Source organism: Gordonia sp. N1V (genome assembly GCF_029269935.1).
GTDB lineage: Bacteria > Actinomycetota > Actinomycetes > Mycobacteriales > Mycobacteriaceae > Gordonia > Gordonia polyisoprenivorans.
On sequence record NZ_JARJDD010000003.1, the window covers coordinates 236185 to 251620 of the forward strand.

Sequence of the window (15436 nt, forward strand, 5' to 3'; positions counted from 1 at the left end):
CGCGGCGAGGAGGTAGGCGATGGGCCTCGAAGAGAGACTGCCCAGTGGATTCCTGCTGAGCACTGTGGAGGACCTGGCGGGATTCATGCGCAAGGGCTCGCTGTGGCCCGCGACCTTCGGCCTCGCGTGCTGCGCCATCGAGATGATGGCGAGCACCTCCGGTCGCTACGATCTGGCGCGGTTCGGGATGGAGGCTTTCCGCGCCTCGCCGCGTCAGGCCGACCTGATGATCGTCGCCGGACGGGTCAGCCAGAAGATGGCACCGGTGCTGCGCCAGATCTACGACCAGATGACCGAGCCCAAATGGGTTCTGGCGATGGGCGTTTGCGCCAGCTCGGGCGGCATGTTCAACAACTACGCGATCGTGCAGGGCGTCGACCACGTGGTACCCGTCGACATCTATCTACCGGGCTGTCCGCCACGCCCGGAGATGTTGCTCAACGCCATCCTCGCGCTGCACCGCGAGATCGGCGAGATGCCGCTGGGCGTCAATCGCGAAGAGGCCATCTGGGCCGCCGAACAGGCGGCCCTGCAGGCCACTCCGACGATCGAGCTGAAGGGCCTGCTGCGATGACCGACGACGAGACGACCGGCGCGGCCGCACCCGACGAGGTGATCGCGGTGCGCCACGGCCTGTTCGGGGTGCACGGCAGCGGCGACACCTCCGGATACGGCGGGCTGGTGCAGACGGTCACCCTGCCCGCCGCGACCCGGCCCTACGGAGGATACTTCGACCACATCGCCGACATACTCTCCGCCGCGCTCGACGCAAACGGGGGGCCGGGTTTCGACGAGGCCATCGAGAAGGTGGAGATCCACGCCGGGGAGATGACGATGTACGTCGTCGCCCGACATCTGGCCGTCATCGCACTGACGCTGCGCAACCACGAGGCGCTGCGCTTCGAATTGTGCTTGGGCGTCAACGGGGTTCACTATCCCGACGACACCGGCCGCGAACTCCACGCGGTGTATCCGCTGGCGTCGATCACCCACAATCGGCGGCTGCGGCTGGAGGTGGCGGTCCCCGACGCCGACCCGCACATCCCGAGCTTGTGCGAGATCTACCCGACCAACGACTGGCACGAACGCGAGACCTTCGACTTCTTCGGCATCGTCTTCGACGGCCACCGCGCGCTCACCCGGATCTCGATGCCCGACGACTGGGTGGGTCACCCCCAGCGCAAGGACTACCCGCTGGGCGGGGTTCCGGTGGAGTACAAGGGAACCCAGGTTGCACCCCCAGATCGCCGGAGGTCGTACTCATGACCGATCTCGACCCGCGGCCGAGTCACGCCGCTCGGCCCGAACACACCTACACCGTCTCCGGCCAGGATTGGGACGAGATCGTCGCCGAGGTGTCGGCGCGCGCCGCCGCCAACTCCGGCGAGGAGCGGATCGTGGTGAACATGGGTCCGCAGCACCCGTCCACGCACGGGGTGCTGCGGCTGATCCTGGAGATCGAGGGCGAGACGGTCACCGAGGCACGATGCGGAATCGGGTACCTGCACACCGGGATCGAGAAAAACCTGGAGTACCGCAACTGGATTCAGGGCGTCACCTTCGTCACCCGCATGGATTATCTCTCACCGTTCTTCAACGAGACGGCCTACTGCCTGGCGGTGGAGAAGCTCCTGGGCATCACCGAGGCCATCCCCGAGCGCGCCTCGGTCATCCGGGTGATGCTCATGGAGCTCAACCGGATCACCTCCCACCTTGTCGCCCTGGCCACCGGCGGTATGGAACTCGGTGCGGTGACCGCGATGTTCTCCGGTTTCGGTATCCGCGAACAGATTCTCGATATCTTCGAGCTCGTCACCGGCCTACGGATGAACCACGCCTTCATCCGGCCCGGTGGAGTGGCCACCGACCTCCCCGACGGCGCCGTGGAGCAGATCGCCGCGATCGTCGCCGGCCTGCCCGAGCAACTGGCCAAACTCTCGGACCTGTTGACCGACAACTACATCTGGAAAGCGCGCACCTGCGACGTCGGTTTCCTCGACCTCACCGGGTGCATGGCGCTCGGCATCACCGGCCCCGTCCTGCGATCCACCGGCCTCCCGCACGACGTCCGCAAGACCGAGCCCTACTGCGGGTACGAGGACTACGACTTCGACGTGATCACCGAGACCACCTGTGACTCCTACGGGCGCTATGTGATTCGCGTGCGAGAGATGAGTGAGTCGGTGCGGATCGTCGAACAGTGCCTGGCACGGCTGCGGCCCGGACCCGTGATGGTGACCGACGCGAACATCGCCTGGCCCGCCGATCTCGCGCTCGGACCCGACGGACTCGGCAACTCCCCCGCCCACATCGCCGAGATCATGGGCGAATCCATGGAGTCGCTGATCCACCACTTCAAACTCGTCACCGAGGGTATGCGGGTGCCACCGGGCCAGTGTTATGTGGCGATCGAATCGCCGCGCGGTGAGCTGGGTGTCCACATGGTCTCCGACGGCGGAACCCGGCCCTACCGAGTGCATTTCCGCGATCCGTCGTTCACCAACCTGCAGGCCGTGGCGGCGATGTGCGAGGGCGGCATGGTCGCCGACGTGATCACCGCCGTGGCCAGCATCGACCCGGTGATGGGAGGCGTGGACCGATGAGCGAACCGGTGTACCTCGAACTGGGAATCGACGGGCCGCCACCCGAACCCGCGCCGGCCGAACCCGCCGCGTGCGTCGCACGCCCGCACGGACCGATCGAATTCGACGGTCCGGCAACCTATCCAGATGACGTCGCCGATCGTCTGCGACAGGCTGCCGCCCCGATCGTCGCGCGTTACCCGCAGTCCCGATCGGCGCTGCTACCCTTGCTGCACCTGATGCAGTCCCAGGACGGACACCTCACCCGCGCCGGTATCGCACTGTGCGCCGAGATCCTCGACCTCACCGACGCCCAGGTCGCCGCGGTGGCCACCTTCTACTCGATGTTCCGCCGCACGCCCACCGGCGAGTACCTGATCGGTGTGTGCACCAACACCCTCTGTGGGGTCCTCGGCGGTGACGAGATCCTACGCACGGTGTGTGAACACCTCGGTGTCGCACCCGGTGAGACCACGGAAGATCACCGCATCACCGTCGAGCACCTCGAATGCAACGCGGCCTGCGATCTCGCCCCGGTGGTGATGGTCAACTGGGAGTTCTTCGATCAGCAGACCACGGAGTCGGTCGTCGAGCTCGTCGAGGACCTGCGGGCCGGGGTCGAGGTGACGCCCAGTCGTGGTGATCGGGCGGTGGCCGGATTCCGGGACACCGCAGCCGTATTGGCCGGAGTCGTTGAGGTCGCGTCCCCCACCGCAGGTGATGCCGGGGCCGGTGATGGCGCGGCCACCGAGTATCCGGTCGAGGACGAGCCCGCAGCGCCTCCGGTCCTGTCGCGGCACTGGGCGGAGCCGGACTCGTGGACCCTGGACAACTATCTGCGCCACAACGGATATCGCGGTCTGCGGGCCGCGCTGGACATGGCTCCCGACGCCGTCATCGAGGCGGTCAAGTCGGCGGGATTGCGCGGGCGCGGCGGGGCGGGTTTCCCGGTGGGACTGAAATGGTCGTTCATCCCGCAGAACAAAGGAGACGACCCGAATCCGGACGCGCCACCACACTATCTGGTGGTCAACGCCGACGAGTCCGAGCCGGGCACCTGCAAGGACATGCCGTTGATGCTCGCGTCTCCGCACGCCCTCGTGGAGGGGGCGATCATCGCGGCGTACGCGATCCGGGCACGCCACGCCTTCATCTACCTGCGCGGTGAGGTCGTCGGAGTGCTGCGTCGCCTGCGTCAGGCCGTCGACGAGGCCTACACCGCAGGCTATCTGGGGCGTGACGTCCTCGGATCGGGAGTCGACATCGACCTCGTGGTGCACGCCGGCGCCGGCGCCTACATCTGCGGTGAGGAAACGGCGTTGCTCGATTCGCTCGAGGGGCGTCGCGGGCAGCCCCGACTACGGCCGCCGTTCCCCGCGGTCGCCGGCCTGTACGCGAGTCCGACCGTGGTCAACAACGTCGAATCGATCGCCAGCGTCCCGGCGATCCTGCGCAACGGCATCGACTGGTTCCGCGCCATGGGCACCGAGAAATCGCCGGGATTCACCCTGTACTCGCTGTCGGGACACGTCAACCATCCCGGCCAATACGAGGCTCCCCTCGGGATCACGTTGCGGCAGTTACTCGATCGGGCCGGTGGCGTCCGCGACGGGCACCACCTCAAGTTCTGGACGCCGGGCGGATCGTCGACACCGATGCTCACCGCCGACCATCTCGACGTACCGCTGGACTACGAGGGCGTCGCCGAGGCCGGATCGATGTTGGGTACCAAGGCCTTACAGATCTTCGACGAGACCACGTGCGTGGTACGGGCGGTGCTGCGCTGGACCGAGTTCTACGCACACGAGTCATGCGGCAAGTGCACACCGTGCCGGGAGGGCACCTACTGGCTGGTGCAACAGCTACGCGCCATCGAGTCCGGCGACCTCGACGCCGACGAGATGTCCGCGGCACTCGCGGTCCTCGCCGACGTCACCAACAGCATCGTCGGGAAGTCGTTCTGCGCACTCGGCGACGGCGCCGGAAGCCCGATCGTCTCGGCGCTCAAGTACTTCCGGGACGAGTTTCTCGCCCACACCCGCCCCGGGTCGGGTCCGGATGCGCGCGGGCGCTGTCCGTTCGATCCCGCCGCGTCGACCGTCTTCACCGACCACCGCACGCTGTACGTCCCGGGAGCGAGCCGATGACCGCACTGTCCGACCGGCCCTCGTCCGCCGAACCCGTCGAACTCGTCACCGCGACCATCGACGGCACCGAGGTCCGGGTACCCCCCGGCACCTTGGTGATCCGGGCTGCCGAACGGGTGGGCATCCAGATTCCCCGGTTCTGCGATCACCCGTTGCTCGCCCCGGTCGGTGCGTGCCGGCAGTGTCTCGTCGAGGTCGAGGGGCAGCGCAAACCGCTCGCCTCATGCACCACCACGGTCACCGAGGGCATGGAGGTCCGCACCCAACTCGGCTCGGAGATCGCCGAGAAGGCCCAGCGCGGGGTGATGGAACTGCTGCTCATCAACCATCCGCTGGACTGCCCGATCTGCGACAAGGGCGGTGAATGCCCGCTGCAGAACCAGGCGATGACCGCCGGGCGTCCGCGCTCGCGGTTCACCGGACCCAAACGCACCTACACCAAACCGGTTCCGCTGTCCTCGGCGGTGCTGCTCGACCGGGAGCGGTGCGTGCTGTGCGCCCGCTGCACCCGCTTCGCCGACCAGATCGCCGGCGACCCGCTCATCGACCTCGCCGATCGTGGTGCGCTGCAACAGGTCAGCACCGCCGACGGAACCCCGTTTGACTCGTACTTCTCCGGCAACACCGTACAGATCTGTCCCGTCGGTGCGCTGACCGGTACCGCCTACCGCTTCCGCGCCCGGCCGTTCGATCTGGTGTCCACCCCGAGCGCCTGCGAACACTGTGCGAGCGGCTGCGCCCAGCGCACCGACCATCGGCGTGGAAAGGTGTTGCGGCGCCTGGCCGCCGACGACCCCGCGGTCAACGAGGAGTGGAACTGCGACAAGGGACGCTGGGCGTTCGCCTACACCGCCGGCGCCGATCGGCTCACCACTCCGCTGGTCCGGGACCGGCACGGACAGCTGCGGGAGGTGTCGTGGGCGCAGGCGTTGCGCGCCGCCGCCGACGGACTGCAGGCCGCCCGGGGACGTACCGGAGTCCTCACCGGCGGCCGGATCACCGCCGAGGACGCCTACGCCTACGTCCGGTTCGCGCGAACCGTTCTCGGCACCAACGACATCGATTTCCGCTCCCGGCCGCACAGCGCCGAGGAGACCGCCTTCCTCACCCGCCACGTCGCCGCCCGCGCCGACGACCTCACCTACGACGCACTGGTCGCGGCGCCAACCGTGCTGCTCGCCGGATTCGAGCCGGAGGAGGAGTCACCGATCGTCTTCCTGCGACTGCGTCGCGCGGTGCGCACCACCGGCACCCGGGTCCACGCGATCGCGCCGTGGCGTAGTCCCGGCATCGAGAAGCTCAACGGCACTGTGCTTCCTACCGTTCCCGGCGCCGAGGCCGCGGTACTCGATGACGACTCCACCGCGGCGCTGCTCGACGACGCGGGATCGGTGATCATCGTCGGCGAACGTCTCGCCAGCGCACCGGGCGCCCTCCCGGCGGCGGTACGACTCGCCGAACGGACCGGCGCACGACTGGTATGGATACCACGACGCGCCGGCGATCGCGGAGCGGTGGAAGTCGGCGCGCTGCCGACGCTGCTGCCCGGCGGCCGGCCGGTCACCGATGCCACCGCACGACTCCAGGTCGCCGGGCTCTGGCAGGCGCGCGATCTCCCGTCCATCCCTGGGCGCGACAGCGGTGAGATCCTCTCCGCCGCAACGACCGGCCGCCTCGACGCGCTGCTCGTCGGTGGCGTCGATCCAGCCGATCTCCCCGACCCCGCCGCCGCGATCGCCGCCCTCGACGTGGTGGGATTCCTGGTGAGCCTGGAGATCCGGACATCGGCGGTGACCGAACGCGCCGACGTGGTGCTGCCGGTCGCGGCGGCCGCGGAGAAGGCGGGGATGTTCCTCGACTGGGAAGGGCGGGCACGCCCGTTCCCGGCCGCCCTCGCCGACACCGGGCGTTTGTCGGATCATCGGGTCCTCGACGCGCTGGCGCAGGCGGCGGGTGTCTCGCTGGACTGCCGCGAGATCACTGATATTCGAGCACAATTGGGCCGCCTCGGGCCGTGGACGGGCCCTCGACCGGAGATACCGGTACCCCCGGTATCGGCGGCCCGCACACCCGGCCCCGGCGAGGCGGTGCTGTCGACCTGGCATCTGCTGCTCGACGACGGCCGACTCCAGGACGGCGAGCCGTATCTCGCCGGCACCGCGCACCCATCGGTGGCACGGTGCTCGGCGGCCACGTCGAGCGCTGCCGGACTCACCGACGGACACGACGTCGAACTGAGTACCGACTCGGGCACACTGACCCTTCCACTGCTGATCACCGACATGGTCGACGGCGTGGTGTGGGTGCCCACCTATTCGGTGTCCTCGCATGTCCGTTCGCAGCTGCATGCAGAATCCGGCGACGTCGTCGCCGTCCGTCCGGCGGAAGGGCAGTCGTGAACCTGGCAGCCACCGACTATCCCGATCTCGCCGACTTCGGTCACGACCCGTGGTGGCTCGTGCTCATCAAGGCGGTGGCGGTCTTCGCCTTTCTGGTGGCCAATCCACTCGTCGCGATCCTGGCCGAACGAAAGATCATGGCCCGCATGCAAGCCCGGCTCGGCCCGAATCGGGTCGGTCCGCACGGGGTGCTGCAGAGCATGGCCGACGGTGTGAAACTCGCACTGAAGGAGGGCATCACACCGTTCGGCGTCGACAAGGTCCTCTACCTGGTCGCACCCGTCATCGCCGTGGTCCCGGCGATCATGGCGTTCGCGGTGATCCCGTTCGGCCCGATGGTGTCGGTGTTCGGCCACCACACCCCGCTGCAACTGACCGACCTGCCCGTCGGGGTGCTGTTCATCCTGGCGATGGCGTCGATCGGGGTCTACGGAATCGTGTTGGCCGGGTGGTCCTCCGGGTCCACCTATCCCCTGCTCGGCGGACTGCGCTCGACCGCACAGGTCATCTCCTATGAGATCGCGATGGGCCTGACCTTCGCCGCGGTGTTCCTCGACTCGGGCACCATGTCAACCTCGGAGATCGTGGCCGGACAACACAACTACTGGTACGGCCTGGTGTTGCTCCCGTCCTTCGTCATCTACGCGGTGTCCATGGTCGGCGAGACCAACCGTGCGCCCTTCGACCTCCCCGAGGCCGAGGGCGAACTCGTCGGTGGCTTCCACACCGAGTACTCCTCACTGAAGTTCGCGATGTTCATGCTCGCCGAGTACATCAACATGGTGACCGTGTCGGCACTGGCCACCACGCTGTTCCTCGGCGGCTGGCAGGCGCCGTGGCCGCTGAGTCTTTGGGACGGAGCCAATTCCGGCTGGTGGCCGATCCTGTGGTTCACCCTCAAGGTCTGGGTCTTCATGTTCGTCTTCATCTGGTTGCGCACCAGCCTGCCGCGTCTGCGCTACGACCAGTTCATGAACCTCGGCTGGAAGGTCCTCATCCCGGTGTCCTTGACCTGGGTGATGATCGTCGCGCTGATCCGCGCCGCATTCGGTTCGGCGAGTGACACGGTGCCACGAGCGTTGGTGTCGGCGGCCGTCGGGCTGGTGGTGACCCTCCTGTTGTTCTGGCTCGTCCGGCGCGTCGTGCGCCCGGCACCGCACACCCCGGTACCCGACACCCCCGCGCCCCGAAGCGCGATCCCGTTCGACCCGATGGCCGGCGGCTTCCCGGTACCGCCCCTACCCGGCCAACTCCCCGCGAAGGAGACCACCGATGCCTGACTTCCTCAAGCCCCCCAAACCCTTGAGCGGCATGGGTGTGACGTTCTCGTCGATGTTCGCACCGACGGTGACCGAGCAGTACCCCGAGGAGAAGAAACCCACCGCACCGCGCTATCACGGTCGGCACCAACTCAATCGGCACCCCGACGGTCTCGAGAAGTGCGTGGGCTGCGAACTCTGCGCATGGGCCTGCCCGGCCGACGCCATCTTCGTCGAGGGCGCCGACAACACCGACGAGCAGCGCTATTCGCCGGGCGAACGCTACGGCCGCGTCTACCAGATCAACTACCTCCGGTGCATCGGCTGCGGCCTGTGCATCGAAGCCTGCCCCACCCGGGCATTGACGATGACCAACGACTACGAGCTCGCCGACGACAACCGCGCCGACCTCATCTACGAGAAGCAGCAGTTGCTCGCGCCATTACCGGCGGGCACCGCGCCGACACCGCACGATGTCAGCGCCGCGGCCGCAGCCGGGACCGCACCACGAGAGGCCGACTACTACCTGGGACGCGTGGGCCCCGACGGTACCGTGACCGGCCGGACCGCCGACACTGAGACCACCAGTGCCGTGACCACCAGCACCGGGACCACCAGCACCGAGGTCGTACCGTGAGTGCCTCGACAGTCGTGGCGCACTCGGGTGCGGCACTGACCGATGCGGTGCTCGCCGACGCCGCCCGCACCTCCACCGGTGAGGCGGTGCAGTTCTGGATTCTCGGCGTCGTGGCCGTCGCCGGCGCGTTGGGGGTGGTCTTCGCCACCAAGGCCGTGTATTCGGCGATGTTCCTGGCCACCACGATGATCGTGCTCGCCGTCTTCTACGTCGCGCAGGGCGCCCTGTTCCTCGGCGTCGTGCAGGTGGTGGTCTACACCGGCGCGGTGATGATGTTGTTCTTGTTCGTGCTCATGCTGATTGGCGTGGACTCGTCGGATTCCCTGGTCGAAACGCTACGCGGGCAACGGGTTGCCGCGGTGGTGTTGGGAATCGGGTTCGGCGCGTTGTTGTGTGGCGGTATCGGTGCGGCGACCGTCGCGATCACCGCACCGCCGGGCGCGGTGGCAGCCCGGCCACCGGGGAGCAACGGAGCCGTCGAGGCCATCGCCGAACTGATCTTCGTGCGCTACCTGTGGGCGTTCGAACTCACCGGCGCCCTGCTGATCACGGCGACGCTGGGCGCGATGGTGCTGGCGCACCGAGAACGCTTCGGGCCGAAGCGGACCCAGCGGGAGATCTCCATCGAGCGGTTCCGCAGGGGCATCGACGTCACACCGCTGCCGAGTCCGGGAGTCTTCGCCCGGCACAACGCCGTCGACATCCCCGCCCTGCTGCCCGACGGCACCCCGTCGGAGTTGTCGGTCAACGCACGATTGCGCGCCCGACAAGCGGATCGGGGGACGGCGAAGTGAATCCCGAGAACTACCTGTATCTCTCGGCCCTGCTGTTCGCCATCGGTGCGGCCGGGGTGTTGTTGCGGCGCAACGCGATCGTCGTGTTCATGTGCGTCGAGCTGATGCTCAACGCGGCGAACCTGTCGTTCGTGACCTTCGCGCGCATGCAGAGCAGCGTCGACGGGCAGGTGATCGCGTTCTTCACGATGGTGGTCGCGGCCGCCGAGGTGGTCGTCGGACTCGCGATCATCATGATGATCTTCCGATCCCGACGCAGCGCCTCGGTCGACGACGCTGCCCTGCTGCGGAGATAGGGACGGCCGGGAGATGAGGAGGGCGGCATGAGCACCGACACATCGGCGAGCATTCTCTGGGTTGTTCCCGCGCTGCCGCTATTGGGTGCGGCCGTCCTGCTGCTGGCGGGCAGGCGCACCGACCGCTGGGGGCACTATCTCGCATGCGTGCTGGCCGCCGCATCGTTCTGCGTCGGCGTCGCGCTGTTCGTCGGGATGCTCGGCCGGAACACCGCCGACCGTCCCGTACACCAGGTGCTGTTCACGTGGCTGCACATCACCCCGGCCGGCACCGGCAGCGGCGGCTTGAGCGTCGACATGGGGCTCTACCTCGATCAGCTGTCGATGTGCTTCGTGCTGTTGATCACCGGCGTCGGCACCCTGATCCACATCTATTCGATCGGCTACATGGTCTCGGATCCCGATCGTCGCCGATTCTTCGCCTACCTCAACCTGTTCCTCGCCGCGATGCTCGTGCTGGTACTCGCCGACTCCTACCTCGGCCTCTATCTCGGTTGGGAGGGAGTCGGTCTCGCGTCCTACCTGCTGATCGGGTTCTGGCAGCAGCGGCCCTCGGCGGCGACCGCCGCGAAGAAGGCGTTCGTGGTGAACCGCGTCGGCGACATCGGGTTGGCGGTCGCGCTGATGGTCATGTTCGCGACCTTCGGATCGGTCTCGTTCACCACCGTGTTCGCCGGCGCCGACGCCGCCGGACACGCCACCATGACCGCATTGGGTTTCCTGCTGTTGCTCGCCGCGTGCGGCAAATCCGCCCAGGTACCGTTGCAATCGTGGCTCGGTGACGCGATGGAGGGCCCGACGCCGGTGTCGGCGCTCATCCATGCGGCGACCATGGTGACCGCAGGCGTCTATCTGATCGCCCGTTCGCACGCGATCTTCGACGTCGCCCCCGACGCCCGTCTGGCCGTGGCGGTCGTCGGAGCGGTGACACTGCTGTTCGGCGCGATCATCGGTTGCGCCAAGGACGACATCAAGAAAGCACTGGCCGCCTCCACGATGAGCCAGATCGGATACATGGTGCTGGCCGCCGGATTGGGGCCGGCCGGTTACGCATTCGCGATCATGCATCTGCTCACCCATGGATTCTTCAAGGCCGGGTTGTTCCTCGGGGCGGGCTCGGTGATGCACGCGATGAACGACGAGACCGACATGCGCCGATTCGGCGGGCTGCGCACGCTCATGCCGATCACCTTCGTCACCTTCGGGCTCGGGTATCTGGCATTGATCGGGGTACCCCCGTTCTCGGGATTCTTCTCCAAGGACCCGATCATCGAGGCGGCCTTCGGTGCAGGTGGCGCACGCGGTGTACTCCTCGGTGGGGCCGCGCTGCTCGGCGCGGGCATCACCGCCTTCTACATGACCCGCATCATGCTGATGACCTTCTTCGGCGAAAAGCGTTGGGCACCTGAGGCACATCCGCACGAGGCGCCGGCCACGATGACCGGCCCGATGATCCTGCTCGCGCTCGGATCGGTCGCCGCGGGCGGGTTGCTGGTCAGCGGCGACGCACTGGTGCACTGGCTGACACCCGTGGTCGGCGAGCATCACAGCGAGCTGCCGGTGCCCACCTGGGTCGTGACGGTGGGTGTCCTGGTCGTGGTCGCGGCGGGTATCGGTGTCGCGTGGGCGCGATACGCCCGGGCTCCGATCCCGCTGACCGCACCGCGCGAGGTCACCGCACTGACGGTCGCGGCACGCCGCGACCTCTACGGCGACGCGTTCAACGAGCGCGTGTTGATGCGACCCGGCCAGGCACTGGCACGAGGTCTCGACGTCCTCGAATCCGAGGGTGTCGACGGCGCCGGGGTCGGCGTCGGCACCTTGGTCACCGCATCGTCGAATCGAATACGGCTGTGGCAGAGCGGTTTCGTCCGATCATATGCGCTGTCGATGCTGGCCGGGGCGACCGTCGTGGTGGCCGCGCTGATGCTGGTCAGGGGGGTGTAGACGATGGGCTGGTTGACGATCCTCTGGCTGATCCCGGCGGTGGTCGCCGTCGGTGTGCTCGCGATCCCGGCGCAGCGCCCCGATCTCGCGAAGTGGGCGGGTCTGCTCGGCACGGTGGCCGCGCTGGCGGTGTCGGTCGGGCTCACGATCGGTTTCGATCCCGACGGCCCCCGCTATCAGTTCGTCACCGACGTGCGGTGGATCCCGTCCTTCGGCGCGCGCTACGAACTGGGTCTCGACGGCATCGGGCTGGTCCTGATCCTGCTCACCACCGTGCTCATGCCGATTCTCGTGCTGGCCGGCTGGCGTGACGCCGATCATGCAGGCTCCCTGGACCATTCGGGCGGTCGCCGGCAGAAGGGCCCACACACCTACTTCGCGTTGATGCTGGCGGTCGAGGCGATGGTGCTGATGAGCTTCGTCGCCACCGACGTCCTGCTGTTCTACATCGTGTTCGAGGCCATGCTGATCCCGATGTACTTCCTCATCGGCGGTTTCGGCAGCGGTGGCACGCAGGCCGCCGCCGCGGTGAAGTTCTTGTTGTACAACCTGTTCGGTGGGCTGCTGATGCTCGCGGCGGTGATCGGGCTGTACGTGGTGACCGCACGCTCGGGAATCGGCGCCGACGGCCGCGGCACCTTCAGTCTCCCGGCGATCTCCGACGCGGTGGCCGGCGGACGCCTCGACGCGAGCACCGGGGTACTGGCATTGCTGTTCGGCGGCTTCATGATCGCCTTCGCGATCAAGGCCCCGCTGTGGCCGTTCCACTCGTGGCTCCCCGATTCGGCGGTCGCGGCCACCCCGGCGTCGGCGGTGCTGATGATGGCCGTCGTCGACAAGGTCGGCACCTTCGCAATGCTGCGGTTCTGTCTGCAGCTCTTCCCCGAGGCGTCGAAAACCTTTGCCCCACTGATCATCGCGCTGTCGGTGATCGGTATCGTCTACGGCGCGATCCTGGCCATCGCACAAACCGACATGATGCGGTTGATCGCCTACACCTCGATCTCGCACTTCGGTTTCATCATCCTCGGCGTGTTCGCCATGACCAGCGAGTCCCAGAGCGGTGCGACCCTTTACATGGTCAATCACGGAATCTCCACCGCGGCACTGTTCTTGATCGCCGGGTTCCTCGTCTCGCGGCGTGGTAGCCGCCTGATCGCCGACTACGGTGGCATCGCGAAGGTCGCGCCGGTCCTCGCCGGCACCTTCCTCGTCGCCGGGCTGGCCACCCTGTCACTTCCCGGGCTGTCGCCGTTCATCAGCGAATTCCTGGTGTTCATCGGCACCTTCACCCGGTACCCGGTGGCCGCGATCGCGGCGTCGAGCGCGTTGGTCCTGTCCGCCATCTACATTCTCTGGCTCTATCAACGCGTGATGGGTGGCCCGCCGACACCGGTGGAGGGTCCCGGCGCCGCCCGTCGGACGATGCCTGATCTACACGGCCGCGAACGTCTCGTCGTGGCACCGCTGCTCGCCCTGCTGCTCGTCTTCGGGTTCTTCCCGCAGCCACTGCTGAATCTGATCACCCCCACGGTCTCGCACACGCTGACCACCGTGGGACGCGACGACCCGGCACCGGCCGTGGTGGTCCAGAACAACGGAGGTGGCAAGTGATGGCGGCACACGTGACCACTGCGCACGAAATCACGGCGGCGCTGGCCGCGATCACCCCGCCCCACGTCGAATACTCTCTGCTGTCACCGATGTTGATCGTCTTCGGCGTCGGCGTCATCGGGGTGCTGGTCGAGGCGTTCGCGCCGCGGGCCGGCCGGTGGCGCGCCCAACTGGTGCTGTCGACGGCGGGGCTGGTGGCCGCGCTGATCGCGGTCATCGTGCTGGCCGTCCATCTCACCGACGACGGTGGTCAGGGACAGACCGCGGTGTCCGGGGCGGTGGTGCTCGATCGGCCCGCCCTGTTCCTGCAGGGGCTGTTGCTGGTGATCTCCGTGCTCGCCGTGGCGTTCATGGCCGAGCGCGGACTCGAACGGGTCGTGGCACCGTCGACGCGCTTGGTGAAACACCCCGCCGGACGACGTCGGGTCAGTGACGGGCCGGGGGCGGCAGCACAGGCCACGCTGACCGGCGACCGCGCCGACATGTTCACGCCGTCGGGAGCGAGTACCCCGAATTCCGACGACGAATTCGACGCGACCCGAGCCGGTGGCGTGACCACCGAGGTCTTTCCGCTGACCCTGCTCGCGGTCGGTGGGATGATGCTGTTCGTCGCATGCGGTGATCTGCTCACCATGTTCATCGCGCTCGAGGTGTTCTCGCTGCCGCTATACCTGTTGTGCGCCCTGGCCCGGCGCCGCCGCCTGCTCTCCCAGGAGGCATCCCTCAAATATTTTCTGCTGGGCGCCTTCTCGTCGGCGTTCTTCCTGTTCGGCGCCGCCTTCGTCTACGGCGGCACCGGCTCGCTGGACCTGACGGTCATCGGGATCAGTGTCGATCGCGCCGCCGCCGGAACGTCGGGTGAGGTACTGCTCCCGCTGATCGGGTTGGCGTTGCTCTCGGTGGGGTTGCTGTTCAAGATCGGCGCGGTGCCGTTCCATTCGTGGGTCCCCGACGTCTATCAGGGCGCACCCACGCCGGTGACCGCGTTCATGGCCGCGGCCACCAAGATCGCCGCGTTCGGCGCGCTGCTGCGTGTTTTCTACACGAGCTTCGGTGCGCTCGCCGACGATTGGAAACCGGTGTTGTGGGCGGTGGCGATCGTCACCATGCTCGGTGGTGCGGTGATGGCGGTGACCCAGTCCGACGTCAAACGCCTGCTCGCCTACTCCTCGGTGACACACACCGGGTTTATTTTGTTGGGGCTCATCGCTTTTGACGAAGCGGGCGTCAGCGCCACCCTGTTCTATCTTGCCGCGTATGCTTTCTCGACGTTCGGTGCGTTCGCCACGGTCTCGGTGGTTCGCGAGCCGACGACGTTCACCGGGTCGGCGCGCACCGGCGGCGCCACCGGAGCGCACCTGTCCGGACGCGAGGCCACCGGCATCGATCAGTGGGCCGGTCTCGGGCGGCGCTATCCGCTTGTGGGAGCAATGTTTTCGATGTTCCTGCTGGCGTTCGCCGGCATTCCGTTGACGAGTGGCTTCATCGCGAAATTCGATGTGTTCGCCGCGGTCTCGGGTAGCGGCGGTTCGGTGCTGGTGGTGATCGGTGTGATCAGCAGCGCCATCGCGGCGTACTTCTACATCCGCATCATCGTGGCGATGTTCTTCTCCGACGTTCCCGTCGACGCCCCGCATGTGGTGCGGCCCAGCGCATTGACGACCACGTCCATCGCCTTGTGCACGGCGGTCACGATCGTGCTCGGGTTCTTCCCACAACCACTCCTCGACCTCGTCGGTGGAGCCGGATCGTTCCTGTGAG

Annotated in this window: 12 protein-coding genes; all 12 read left to right on the forward strand. The window is 67.4% G+C overall.

Going from position 1 to position 15436, the window contains the following annotated elements; translation table 11 throughout:
- Nucleotides 1–19: 19 nt before the first annotated feature.
- From P3L18_RS05805 to nuoN, 12 genes are read left to right on the forward strand one after another with little or no spacing between them, the layout of a single operon-like run.
- Nucleotides 20–574: an NADH-quinone oxidoreductase subunit B gene (locus P3L18_RS05805; protein ID WP_276113552.1), complete on the forward strand. Its 555-nt coding sequence runs from the start codon at nt 20–22 to the stop codon at nt 572–574.
- Entirely contained in the window at nt 571–1266 is a 696-nt protein-coding gene (locus tag P3L18_RS05810; RefSeq protein WP_276113553.1) for an NADH-quinone oxidoreductase subunit C, read from the forward strand. Before P3L18_RS05805 ends, P3L18_RS05810 begins: the two co-directional genes overlap by 4 nt.
- A complete protein-coding gene (locus P3L18_RS05815) occupies nt 1263–2603 on the forward strand; it encodes an NADH-quinone oxidoreductase subunit D (protein ID WP_079928582.1) in 1341 nt (446 codons plus the stop codon). Before P3L18_RS05810 ends, P3L18_RS05815 begins: the two co-directional genes overlap by 4 nt.
- Nucleotides 2600–4729, forward strand: coding sequence for an NADH-quinone oxidoreductase subunit NuoF (nuoF, locus tag P3L18_RS05820; RefSeq protein WP_276113554.1), 2130 nt, complete (start codon nt 2600–2602; stop codon nt 4727–4729). Before P3L18_RS05815 ends, nuoF begins: the two co-directional genes overlap by 4 nt.
- Entirely contained in the window at nt 4726–7128 is a 2403-nt protein-coding gene (locus P3L18_RS05825) for an NADH-quinone oxidoreductase subunit G (protein ID WP_276113556.1), read from the forward strand. Before nuoF ends, P3L18_RS05825 begins: the two co-directional genes overlap by 4 nt.
- Complete coding sequence (nuoH, locus tag P3L18_RS05830) at nt 7125–8408, forward strand: NADH-quinone oxidoreductase subunit NuoH (RefSeq protein WP_276113557.1); 1284 nt, start codon at nt 7125–7127, stop codon at nt 8406–8408. The genes P3L18_RS05825 and nuoH overlap by 4 nt, the downstream gene beginning before the upstream one ends.
- On the forward strand, nt 8401–9024 hold the full coding sequence (gene nuoI, locus P3L18_RS05835) for an NADH-quinone oxidoreductase subunit NuoI (RefSeq protein WP_276113558.1): 624 nt from the start codon (nt 8401–8403) through the stop codon (nt 9022–9024). The genes nuoH and nuoI overlap by 8 nt, the downstream gene beginning before the upstream one ends.
- Nucleotides 9025–9038: 14 nt before the next feature.
- A complete protein-coding gene (locus tag P3L18_RS05840; RefSeq protein ID WP_276113668.1) occupies nt 9039–9818 on the forward strand; it encodes an NADH-quinone oxidoreductase subunit J in 780 nt (259 codons plus the stop codon).
- Nucleotides 9815–10114, forward strand: a complete 300-nt coding sequence (gene nuoK / locus P3L18_RS05845) for an NADH-quinone oxidoreductase subunit NuoK (protein ID WP_006371695.1) — start codon at nt 9815–9817, stop codon at nt 10112–10114. The genes P3L18_RS05840 and nuoK overlap by 4 nt, the downstream gene beginning before the upstream one ends.
- A 27-nt stretch (nt 10115–10141) precedes the next feature.
- Nucleotides 10142–12061: an NADH-quinone oxidoreductase subunit L gene (gene nuoL / locus P3L18_RS05850; protein ID WP_276113559.1), complete on the forward strand. Its 1920-nt coding sequence runs from the start codon at nt 10142–10144 to the stop codon at nt 12059–12061.
- Nucleotides 12062–12064: 3 nt separating this feature from the next.
- Nucleotides 12065–13675: an NADH-quinone oxidoreductase subunit M gene (locus P3L18_RS05855; RefSeq protein WP_079928576.1), complete on the forward strand. Its 1611-nt coding sequence runs from the start codon at nt 12065–12067 to the stop codon at nt 13673–13675.
- The gene (nuoN, locus tag P3L18_RS05860; protein ID WP_276113560.1) at nt 13675–15435 is read left to right on the forward strand and encodes an NADH-quinone oxidoreductase subunit NuoN; all 1761 of its coding nucleotides are present in this window, start codon (nt 13675–13677) and stop codon (nt 15433–15435) included. Before P3L18_RS05855 ends, nuoN begins: the two co-directional genes overlap by 1 nt.
- Nucleotide 15436 lies beyond the last annotated feature (1 nt).

Coding starts and splice junctions, on each gene's coding strand:
- P3L18_RS05805 (WP_276113552.1), top strand. CDS start 20: ATGGGCCTCGAAGAGAGACTGCCCAGTGGATTCCTGCTGAGCACTGTG.
- P3L18_RS05810 (WP_276113553.1), top strand. CDS start 571: ATGACCGACGACGAGACGACCGGCGCGGCCGCACCCGACGAGGTGATC.
- P3L18_RS05815 (WP_079928582.1), top strand. CDS start 1,263: ATGACCGATCTCGACCCGCGGCCGAGTCACGCCGCTCGGCCCGAACAC.
- nuoF (WP_276113554.1), top strand. CDS start 2,600: ATGAGCGAACCGGTGTACCTCGAACTGGGAATCGACGGGCCGCCACCC.
- P3L18_RS05825 (WP_276113556.1), top strand. CDS start 4,726: ATGACCGCACTGTCCGACCGGCCCTCGTCCGCCGAACCCGTCGAACTC.
- nuoI (WP_276113558.1), top strand. CDS start 8,401: ATGCCTGACTTCCTCAAGCCCCCCAAACCCTTGAGCGGCATGGGTGTG.
- nuoL (WP_276113559.1), top strand. CDS start 10,142: ATGAGCACCGACACATCGGCGAGCATTCTCTGGGTTGTTCCCGCGCTG.
- P3L18_RS05855 (WP_079928576.1), top strand. CDS start 12,065: ATGGGCTGGTTGACGATCCTCTGGCTGATCCCGGCGGTGGTCGCCGTC.
- nuoN (WP_276113560.1), top strand. CDS start 13,675: ATGGCGGCACACGTGACCACTGCGCACGAAATCACGGCGGCGCTGGCC.